Here is a 9,607-nt window from a genome sequence, read left to right as displayed (position 1 = left end):
CGCCCGTTCGGGCAGCCGGTCACGAGCGAGTGGAGCTACCGGCTGGTGCGGACCCTCGAAGAGGAGTGGGTGGCCGTCCTGCTGGTCGGCGGCACGGCATACTGGGCGGTGGTCCTCGGCGGGCCAGCGCACCCGGCGCCCGCAGGCCACTGCGGAGTCCGCGGCGACCTGGAGTCCGGCGGCGCGGTCCACCTGCTCATCGACGGTGACGTGTGGATCCCCATCTCACCCGTGATCCGGGTCGACGCCGAGGTCCGCGAGCAGATCCGTGAGGACCTCGTGCACCGCCTCACCGGTGGGGTGCCCGAGGTGCCCGACGCGAACGGCCGGCCGTGACGCCCCTGCGCCCCGGGTGCCGGTCCGCGGCGGGAGGCGCGGGCCACCCACCGCGGCCGCCGCGGACACCCGGACGACCATTGGTGCCCGGCTCCGGCCACGCTGAGCACGGGCGCGGCCAGCACCGGAGAGCAATGGTCGTCGGTGTGCTCATCGGCCAGCCACGGCCGGCTCCGGGCACGGCATACTGCAGCTCATGGCATACGACCACGACCTCGCGGACCGGGTGCGGGAGGTCGTGGGCGGCGAGAGCGGCGTCACGGAGCGGGGCATGTTCGGCGGCCTCGCCTTCCTCGTGGGCGGCAACATGGCCGTCGCCGCAAGCAGCGGCGGCGGCCTGCTGCTGCGCGTCGACCCGAGCCAGACGGACGTCCTGGTGCGGGAACCGCACGTGCAGCGGTTCGAGATGCGCGGCAGGCAGATGGACGGCTGGCTGAGGGTCGACCCCGCGGCGGTCGAGACCGACGAGGAGCTCCGGCGCTGGGTGGGCCACGGCGTGGCCTACGCCCGGTCGCTGCCGCCGAAGTAGCCCGACGGGCGGCCGTCCACTGCGCTCAGGCCGGCGTGGCGGCGCAGACCGCCTCGAACGCCGCCTCGAAGACGTCGAGACCCTCGCGCAGCAGGTCGTCGTCCGCCGCGAGCGGCGGCAGGAAGCGGAAGACGTTGCCGTAGGTGCCGCACGTGAGGGTGACCAGTCCCTGGGCGTGGCAGGTGCGGCCCACCGCGGCGGTGAGGACGGGGTCCGGCGTGAGGTCGCCCGCGCCGCGCACCAGCTCGACAGCGAGCATGGCGCCACGGCCGCGGATGTCGCCGATCTGCGGGAACCGCGCGGCGAGCGCCTGCAGCCGGGGCAGGAAGAGCGCCTCGACCGCCCGGGCGCGCGCGCACAGGTCCTCCTCGCGCATGGTCTCGATGGCGCCCAGAGCGGCGGCGCAGGCGACGGGGTTGCCGCCGAAGGTGCCGCCGAGCCCGCCGCTGTGCACCGAGTCCATGACGTCGGCGCGGCCGGTGACCCCGGCGATGGGCAGGCCCCCACCCATGCCCTTCGCGGTCGTGACGAGGTCGGGCACGACCTGCTCATGCTCGGAGGCGAACCAGTCACCGGTCCGGCAGAAGCCGGTCTGCACCTCGTCGGCGACAAGCAGGATGCCGTGCTCGGAGCACCACTCGCGCAGCTGTGCGACGAATCCCGGTGCGGGCACGATGAACCCGCCCTCGCCCTGGATCGGCTCGAGGATGACGGCGGCGACGTTGTCCTCACCCACCTGGGCGTGGACGTGCGCGGCGAAGACGTCGAAGGACTCCTTGGCGCAGTCGGCCGGGCCGCCGGGCCAGCGGAACGGATAGCTCATCGGGGCCCGGTAGACCTCGCCCGCGAAGGGCCCGAACCGGTGCTTGTAGGGCATGCTCTTTGCGGTCAGCGCCATGGTGAGGTTGGTGCGGCCGTGGTAGGCGTGGTCGAAGGCGACGACGGCCTGGCGCCCCGTGTGGTGCCGGGCCACCTTGATGGCGTTCTCGACCGCCTCGGCGCCGGAGTTGAAGAGCGCCGAGCGCTTCTCGTGCTCGCCCGGCGTCAGGGCGTTGAGCGCCTCGCAGAGCTCGAGGTACTCGGCATACGGCGTCACCATGAAGCACGTGTGGGTGAAGTCCTCGACCTGCCGCCGTACCCGCTCGACGACCCGCGGGGCCGCGTTGCCCACCGTGGTCACGGCGATGCCCGAGCCGAAGTCGATGAGCTGGTTGCCGTCGACGTCGACGAGGATGCCGCCGCCGGCGCGCTCGACGTAGACCGGCAGGCCGGTGCTGACGCCCGCCGACACGGCAGCCGCCTTGCGCGCGTGGAGCTCGATCGACCGGGGACCGGGGATGGACGTGCGCAGGACGCGGTGCTGGTCGACGGTCGCCATGACGGCCAGTATGCCGCCCGGACGGCTCCCGGTCGGCCCCCGGCCGGCCGGCTCCCGGTCGGCGCGGGTCAGCCCCCACCGCCCCGGCGTGGCGGGGGCCGAGAGGGACTCGTCCAGCCGCTCGTAGCCCCCGCATCTGCGGAGGTAGAGTGCTCCGTATGCCGCACCTGCGCATCAGCGAAGCCGCCGCCCTGCTCGGCGTTTCCGACGACACCGTCCGCCGCATGGTCGACTCCGGCCGGCTGGGCGGGGGCACCGACGCGTCCGGGCGGCGCACCGTCGACGGGGCCGCGCTGGCCGCGGCGGCCCAGGAGCTGGCCCACCCGGCCGAGGTCGGCCTCACCGGCGGCGCCTCGGCCCGCAACCGCATGCGCGGCATCATCACCGCGATCACCCGCGACACGGTCATGGCCAAGGTCGAGCTGCAGTGCGGGCCGTTCCGGATCGTCTCGCTGCTGTCGAGCGAGTCGGTGGACGACCTCGGCCTGGAGGTGGGCGGGGTCGCCGTTGCGTCCGTCAAGTCGACCCACGTCGTCGTGGAGGTCCCGGCGTGACGGCCCGGACCGCCGCCCGGCGTGCCTGCGCAGGGGCCGCGCTGATGCTCGCGCTCGTCGTGTCCGCCTGCGGCCGCGCGGGGCTCGACAGCGACGCGGCCGGCGGCGACACGGCTACGGCCGCTTCGGCGTCCTCGGCCCGCGGCACGGTCGTCGTCCTGGCGGCCGCGTCCCTCACCGACGCCTTCGACCGCATCACGGCGGACTTCGAGGCCGCCCACCCCGGCGTCGACGTCTCGGTCTCCTACGGCTCCAGCTCGACCCTCGTCCAGCAGGCCAACCACGGCGCGCCCGCCGACGTGCTCGCCCTGGCCGGCGAGGCGGCCGCCGGTCCGCTCGACCCGTCGCTCGTGCGCGAGCGGGCCGTCTTCGCCACCAACGTCCTCGAAATCGCGGTCCCCCCGGGCAACCCCGCCCACGTGGGGAGCCTGCGCGACCTCGGCCGGCCGGGCCTGGCGCTCGTCCTGTGCGCCTCGAGGGCGCCGTGCGGCGCGGCGTCCGACGCCATCCTCGCCAAGGCGGGCGTCGCCCCCTCGGTCGTCTCCCGCGAGGTGGACGTCAAGGCGACGCTCGCCAAGGTCCGGCTCGGCGAGGCGGATGCCGCGGTGGTCTACGCCTCCGACGTCGCCGCGGCCAAGGGCGCCGTGACCGGCATACGCATCCCGCCGGAGGCCAACACGACCCTGCGCTACCCCGTCCTGCGACTCGACGACGACGCGGCCACGCGGGCCTACGTCGACTTCGTCCGCAGCGACGCCGCCCGCTCGACGCTCGAGTCGGTCGGCTTCGGGGCGCCATGACCGCGGCCCGCGGCCGGTGGCGCTCGCGGACCGTCCTCGGGGTGCCCGCCCTGTTGGCGCTCGCGCTGCTCCTGCTGCCCCTCCTCGCGCTGCTGCTCCGCGCCGACTGGGCCCGCGTGCCCGCCGACCTCACCGCCGAGACCGCCGGGCCGGCCCTGCGCCTGTCGCTCCTCACGACCACGTCCACGGCGGCGCTCTGCCTGCTCCTCGGCACCCCGCTCGCGTGGCTCCTCGCTCGCGCGAACACAGCGGCCGTCCGCTGGCTGCGGGCTCTGCTCACGGTGCCGCTCGTGCTGCCGCCGGTCGTGGGGGGCGTCGCGCTGCTCCTCACGTGGGGCCGCCAGGGCCTGCTCGGCGGGCCGCTCACAGCCCTCGGCGTGCAGGTGCCCTTCACCACGGTCGCCGTCGTGCTCGCCGAGACGTTCGTGTCGCTGCCCTACTACGTCCTCGCGGTGGAGGGCGCCCTGCGTGGCCTCGACGTCCGGCTCGAGGCGGTCGCCCGGAGCCTCGGCGCGAGCGAGCTGCACTACCTGCGCACCGTGGGCCTGCCGCTCGTCCTGCCCGGCATCGCGAGCGGCCTCGCCCTGGCCTGGGCGCGGGCGCTGGGCGAGTTCGGGGGCACCATCACCTTCGCGGGCAGCTTCCCGGGCCGCACCCAGACCGCGCCGCTCGCCGTCTACGTCGCCCTCGAGCAGGATCCGCAGGTCGCCATCTCGATGAGCATCGCGCTCCTCGCGGTCAGCGTCCTCGTCCTCGGGCTGCTGCGCGGCCGGTGGCTGCGGTGACCCCTCCCCCGGGGCTCGAGGCGCGGATCGGCCTCAGCCGCGGGACGCTTGAGGTGTCCGTCGACCTCACGGCCTCCCCGGGCGAGGTCGTGGCGGTCCTCGGCCCCAACGGCGGCGGCAAGACCAGCGCCCTGCTCGCCCTCGCCGGCGTGATCCCGCTCCGGTCGGGCAGGGTGGCCGTGGCCGGCGAGGAGTGGGAGAGCGCGGGCCGGCGGCGCCGGCTCCCGGAGGAGCGGTCCGTCGGCCTCCTCCTCGCCGAGCCGCTCCTCTTCCCCCACCTGCGCGCGCTCGACAACGTCGCCTACGGCCTGCGCAGCCGGGGCGTCGGCCGCAGGGCCGCGCGGGCCCGCGCCCACGACGAGCTCGGCCGCGTCGGACTCGCCTCCCACCACGGGGCCAGGCCCCGAGAGCTGTCGTCGGGCCAGGCCGCCCGCGTGGCGCTTGCCCGGGCCCTCGCCACCGACCCACGTCTGCTCCTCCTCGACGAGCCGCTCGCCTCGCTCGACCCGGACACGCGGGCGCGGACCCGCTCGGACCTCTCGGCCCGGCTCGCGGCCTACGACGGGGTCACGGTGCTCGTCACGCACGACCCCCTCGACGCGCTCACCCTCGCCGACCGGCTCGTCTTCGTCGAGGGCGGCCGCGTGACCCAGTCCGGCTCACCGGGAGAGGTGCTGCGCGAGCCGCGTAGCGCCTACGTCGCCACCGTGGTCGGGCTCAACCTGTATGCCGGTGAGCTCGGCCCCGCGGGCACCGTCCGGCTCGACGGGGCCGGCTCGCTCGTGACCGCCGACGCGCCAGCCGGGCGCGTGTGGGCGACGATCGCCCCGTCGGCGGTGTCGCTGCACCGGCAGCCACCGGAGGGTTCGCCCCGCAACAACTGGCGGCTGCGGATCACGGACATCACCCTGCAGGGGCAGTCGGCGCGGGTCGGCCTCGCCGGCGCGCTGCCGCTGACGGCAGAGGTGACGCTCGCGGCGGTGACCGCGATGGCGCTGCGCGCCGGCGACGAGGTGTGGGCGTCGGTCAAGGCGACGGAGGTGCGCACGTATCCCCGCTGAGGGCGGACCCGGGCGCGGGCGCGGGCGCGGGCGGTGCGGGTGTGCGGAAGTGGCCACTCGACTCGTGGGTGGGCGGGCGGCTCCCCCCCATCGTCGAGTGGCCAGTTCCGTTCGTCCTGGGTGGCCAGCCCCACGGCATACGTCTGGCGTGTTGGTCGCCCGGAGCCAGCGCCCTAGAGTCGGGCCATGCCAGCAACGAGGGTGATGCCGACCGGCGAGGCCGAGGACCTCATCGAGCTGACTCGCGAGATCTGCCGCAAGGACCTCGCTCCCCACGTCGACGCGATGGAGCAGGCGCACACCCTGCCCCGCGAGGTCTTCCGGACCCTCGGCCGGGCCGGCCTGCTGTCGCTGCCGTACCCGGAGGAGCACGGCGGGGGCGGGCAGCCGTACGAGGTCTACCTGCAGGTCGTCGAGGAGATCGCCTCAGCCTGGATGAGCGTCGCCGTGGGGGTGAGCGTGCACAGCCTCACGGCCTACCCCGTCGCGACGTGGGGGACGCCCGAGCAGCAGGCGACACTGCTGGCCGGGATGCTCTCGGGCGAGCAGCTCGGCGCCTACTGCCTCTCCGAGCCGCTCGCCGGCTCGGACGTCGCCTCGATGACGACCCGCGCCACCCGCTCGGCCGACGGGCGGACCTACGCGCTCAAGGGCACCAAGGCCTGGGTGTCGCACGCCGGCCACGCCGACTACTACACGACCTTCGCCCGCACGGCCGACACCGGCGGCAAGGGCATCACGACCTTCGTCGTGCCGGCTGACGCGTCCGGTCTGGAGTTCGCCGCGCCCGAGCGCAAGATGGGCCTGCACTCCGACACCGTGCGCCAGGTCGTCTTCGACGGCGTCGTCGTCGGCGCGGACCGGCGCATCGGCGAGGAGGGCCAGGGCATGATGATGGCCCTGGCCGCCCTCGACTCCGGCCGTCTCGGAATCGCCGCTGCCGCAACGGGACTCGCGCAGGCGGCCCTGGACAGGGCGGCGGCATACGCGATGGAGCGCGAGCAGTTCGGCAGGAAGATCGGCACCTTCCAGGGACTCGCGTTCCTGCTCGCCGACATGGAGGCCGCCGTGACCTCCGCGCGCGCCACCTACCTGCACGCCGCCCGGCTGCGGGACGCCGGCCGCCCGTTCACCAAGCAGGCCGCCGTCGCCAAGCTCGTCTGCACCGACGCCGCCATGAAGGTCACGACCGACGCCGTCCAGGTGCTAGGCGGCGCCGGCTACACGCAGGACTTCCCCGTCGAGCGCTACCTGCGCGAGGCCAAGGTCACCCAGATCTTCGAGGGCACCAACCAGATCCAACGGCTCGTCATCTCCCGACAGCTCCTTCAGCACTGACGGCGAGTGCCGGGGGATCCAGGCGCCGGGCGCGACGCGAAGTGCACGGGGCACGCGCACACGCGGCAGACGCCCACCATGGTCCCGCCCGCCCCACTCGCGTGGGCGCATAAGGTCGCTCCCAGGCGGCATACCCAAACGGCTCGGCGAAACCATCAACCAGGAGGACGCATGCGCATCGCGGTCACCGGAGGCTCCGGCAAGCTCGGCCGGCACGTCGTCACACGGCTGCGCGACGGGGGCCACGACGTGCTCGTCCTCGACCGCGCCGGTGCCCGCGGCCCGGGCTTCCTGCAGGTCGACCTCACCGACTATGGGCAGGTCGTCGACGCGCTCTCCGGCGTGCGCGAGGGGTCGGCGACCACGACTGTCGACGCGCTCGTGCACCTGGCCGCGATCCCCGCCCCCGGGATCGCGCCCGACATCGAGACCTTCCGCAACAACCTCGTGTCCACGTTCGGGGTCTTCTCCGCCGCGATCCGGCTCGGCATCCGCAACGTCGTCTACGCCTCGTCCGAGACGGTGCTCGGGCTGCCCTTCGAGGTGCCGCCGCCCTACGTGCCCGTCGACGAGGAGTATGCCGCCCGCCCCGAGTCGGTCTACTCCCTCGTCAAGCACCTCGAGGAGCAGATGGCCGCCCAGCTGTGCCGGTGGCATCCGGACCTCAAGATCGTCGCGCTGCGCTTCTCCAACGTCATGGACGTCCAGGACTACGCGGCGTTCCCCTTCGACGGCCACCCGCAGGGGCGGGCGTGGAACCTCTGGGGCTACATCGACGGCCGTGACGGCGCCCAGGCCGTCGAGCGGGCCCTGGCGCACGACAAAACCGGGTTCGACTGCTTCGTCATCGCCTCCCCGGACACCGTCATGACGATCCCCAACGGGGAGCTGCTCGACCGGTTCTTCCCGGACGTCCCGCGCCGCGGCACCATCGGCGATCACGAGACGCTGCTGTCCATCGACAAGGCCCGGCGCGTCCTTGGCTATCACCCGGAGTTCTCGTGGCGGACCCTTCGGGCGTGAGCGCGCCCCACCTGGTCGAGTGGCCACTTTCGTTCACGGCCCACCTCGTCGAGTGGCCACTTTCGTGCACTCGCGACCGCACCGAAGTGACCACTCGACCGCAGCGCCAGGACCGGTCGCTGCACCGAAGTGACCACTCGACCGCAGCGCCAGGACCGGCCACCGGTCACTGCGCAGAAGTGACCACTCGACCGCAGCGCCAGGACCGACCGCTGCACCGAAGTGACCACTCGACGGCAGGCAGGACCGGCCACGGCCCAGTCGAGTGGCCACTTTCGTGCACCCGCGACTGCACCGAAGTGGCCACTCGACTGGGGCGCGGGGTGGGCGTTCACTGGCTGAGGGACATGTCCAACCTGTCGAGGAGTGCCTCGAGGGCCCGCTCGAACTCCGCCTCGGTGTCGTCCTGCGACAGCAGCGGTCGCAGACGCAGGAGGGTCGGATAGTCGGCGAGCTCGACGTCCTCGTCCCGGTTGGGAACGTCCGCGTTCCCCTCGTCGAGCGGCTCCGAGGCCGGTCCGGTCTCGGCGCCCAGGGTCGCGGTCTCGAGGAGCAGGTGCCCGAGCAGGAAGCTGGTGAAGGTGCGGTAGGCGTCGACGGCCTGCTCGCCCGTGAAGCCGCGGTCGATGAGCGCGTTGAGGAACTGCTCCACGATGCGCAGGCTGCGCAGCGGAGGGCGCAGCCACGGGGCGGCGGGGTGCCGCGTCGCGACGAGCGGAAAGGCCGCAGGGTGGGCGAGCGCCATGCTGCGCACCTCGTGGGCAAGCCACTGGATGTAGGCCTGCCACCCGTTCGAGGCGCCGAGCCCCTTCTCCGGCGCGACCTCCAGCTCACCGACGAGCTCGTCGACGATGCCCTCCAGCAGGTCTTCTCGGCCGTTGACGTAGCGATAGAGCGACATGGCCTCCACGCCGAGCTGCTTGCCGAGCCGGCGCATGCTGAGGGCGGACACGCCGTCCCGGTCCACCTGACCGATCGCTGCATCGATGATGAGGGAGCGCGACAGCCGCTCGCGCTCGACAGGAGCGGTGCTCGGGGTTCGGCGGCCGTCGCCAGACATCTCAGCTCACCTTTTCCTCGGTCATCCTCGACGCGCCGACCGGTTCACGTCCCCTGGCGGTCGACACGTGGTCCCGACACCCCGGATGCCTCGACCGGGGGAGGTTGTGCAGCCATTCTGGCACAGGACCGGCCCGGCCTCGGTCTTCCGGGCGGGCAGGGTCGGGTGCCGTGACCCCCTCGGCACGATCCGTATGCCGCTAGCGGCGCCCGACTGGTCAGCCGGTGACGAGGACGGTGAGCGACACGAGGATGGCGATGCCGCTGCCGACGATGGCCACGACGCCGAGGACCCGCACGACCAGGGCCCAGTCGACGGACCCCGGCCCGAACGCGAAGGGAAAGACCTGCCAGATGACGACCATGGCCACCAGTCCGATCGAGGTCGTCACGATGTCGCCGAGCGCCTTGAACCGCACGCTGTCCACGAGCAGGTAGAGGGCGTTGGCGACGACGCCGGCGGCAATGGAGGCGTTGACGATGCCGAGGACCTTCGGCGTGTCGGCGGTGAGGAACGGCACAGCCTCCCACCCGGGCCAGCGGTTCACGGCATACAGCATCGCCCCGTTGACGAGGAGCGCTACGGCGTAGCCGAACCGCCGCGACGCGACGGCCGGGCGACGAGGCGGGGCAAGCGTGGTCATGACTGCCTCCTTGCGGCTTCTCTCTTCATCGTCACCGCGGCCCCGGTGCGCGGGTCAGGGCCGTAGGTCCCTGCCCCGCAGCGCGACCCCGGCATACCGT

The 9,607-nt window shown here is 73.6% G+C and carries 11 protein-coding genes; 8 read left to right on the top strand and 3 right to left on the bottom strand.

Annotation, left to right across the window (positions count from 1 at the left end):
* Positions 1-336: hypothetical protein (locus tag VFJ94_RS00815; RefSeq protein ID WP_325002263.1), on the top strand; the 336-nt coding region annotated here is incomplete at its 5' end.
* A gap of 196 nt (positions 337-532) precedes the next feature.
* Complete coding sequence (locus VFJ94_RS00810; RefSeq protein ID WP_325002262.1) at positions 533-865, top strand: TfoX/Sxy family protein; 333 nt, start codon at positions 533-535, stop codon at positions 863-865.
* A gap of 25 nt (positions 866-890) precedes the next feature.
* Here the strand turns inward: VFJ94_RS00810 and gabT are convergent, their stop codons facing one another.
* Positions 891-2,243 (bottom strand): 4-aminobutyrate--2-oxoglutarate transaminase, encoded by a 1,353-nt coding sequence (gene gabT, locus VFJ94_RS00805; protein ID WP_325002261.1) that lies wholly within the window; start codon positions 2,241-2,243, stop codon positions 891-893.
* 158 nt (positions 2,244-2,401) lie between these two features.
* On the opposite strand from gabT, the gene VFJ94_RS00800 reads away from it, so the two are divergent.
* From VFJ94_RS00800 to VFJ94_RS00775, 6 genes are all read left to right on the top strand, one after another.
* Positions 2,402-2,797, top strand: a complete 396-nt coding sequence (locus VFJ94_RS00800; RefSeq protein ID WP_325002260.1) for a TOBE domain-containing protein — start codon at positions 2,402-2,404, stop codon at positions 2,795-2,797.
* On the top strand, positions 2,794-3,597 hold the full coding sequence (gene modA / locus VFJ94_RS00795; protein WP_325002259.1) for a molybdate ABC transporter substrate-binding protein: 804 nt from the start codon (positions 2,794-2,796) through the stop codon (positions 3,595-3,597). Before VFJ94_RS00800 ends, modA begins: the two co-directional genes overlap by 4 nt.
* Positions 3,594-4,382, top strand: a complete 789-nt coding sequence (locus VFJ94_RS00790) for an ABC transporter permease (RefSeq protein ID WP_325002258.1) — start codon at positions 3,594-3,596, stop codon at positions 4,380-4,382. The genes modA and VFJ94_RS00790 overlap by 4 nt, the downstream gene beginning before the upstream one ends.
* Complete coding sequence (locus VFJ94_RS00785; RefSeq protein WP_325002257.1) at positions 4,379-5,443, top strand: ABC transporter ATP-binding protein; 1,065 nt, start codon at positions 4,379-4,381, stop codon at positions 5,441-5,443. The genes VFJ94_RS00790 and VFJ94_RS00785 overlap by 4 nt, the downstream gene beginning before the upstream one ends.
* Positions 5,444-5,629: 186 nt before the next feature.
* Positions 5,630-6,781, top strand: coding sequence for an acyl-CoA dehydrogenase family protein (locus VFJ94_RS00780; RefSeq protein ID WP_325002256.1), 1,152 nt, complete (start codon positions 5,630-5,632; stop codon positions 6,779-6,781).
* Positions 6,782-6,952: 171 nt separating this feature from the next.
* Positions 6,953-7,804, top strand: a complete 852-nt coding sequence (locus VFJ94_RS00775; RefSeq protein WP_325002255.1) for an NAD(P)-dependent oxidoreductase — start codon at positions 6,953-6,955, stop codon at positions 7,802-7,804.
* 331 nt (positions 7,805-8,135) lie between these two features.
* Here the strand turns inward: VFJ94_RS00775 and VFJ94_RS00770 are convergent, their stop codons facing one another.
* Both VFJ94_RS00770 and VFJ94_RS00765 read right to left on the bottom strand, forming a co-directional pair.
* The gene (locus tag VFJ94_RS00770) at positions 8,136-8,864 is read right to left on the bottom strand and encodes a TetR/AcrR family transcriptional regulator (RefSeq protein ID WP_325002254.1); all 729 of its coding nucleotides are present in this window, start codon (positions 8,862-8,864) and stop codon (positions 8,136-8,138) included.
* Between the two features lie 217 nt (positions 8,865-9,081).
* On the bottom strand, positions 9,082-9,507 hold the full coding sequence (locus VFJ94_RS00765; RefSeq protein WP_325002253.1) for a hypothetical protein: 426 nt from the start codon (positions 9,505-9,507) through the stop codon (positions 9,082-9,084).
* Positions 9,508-9,607: the final 100 nt, after the last annotated feature.

Source organism: Intrasporangium sp. (genome assembly GCF_035688975.1).
In the GTDB taxonomy this organism is placed as follows: Bacteria; Actinomycetota; Actinomycetes; order Actinomycetales; family Dermatophilaceae; genus CALMNV01.
This window is presented reverse-complemented; position numbering and strand designations above follow the sequence as displayed.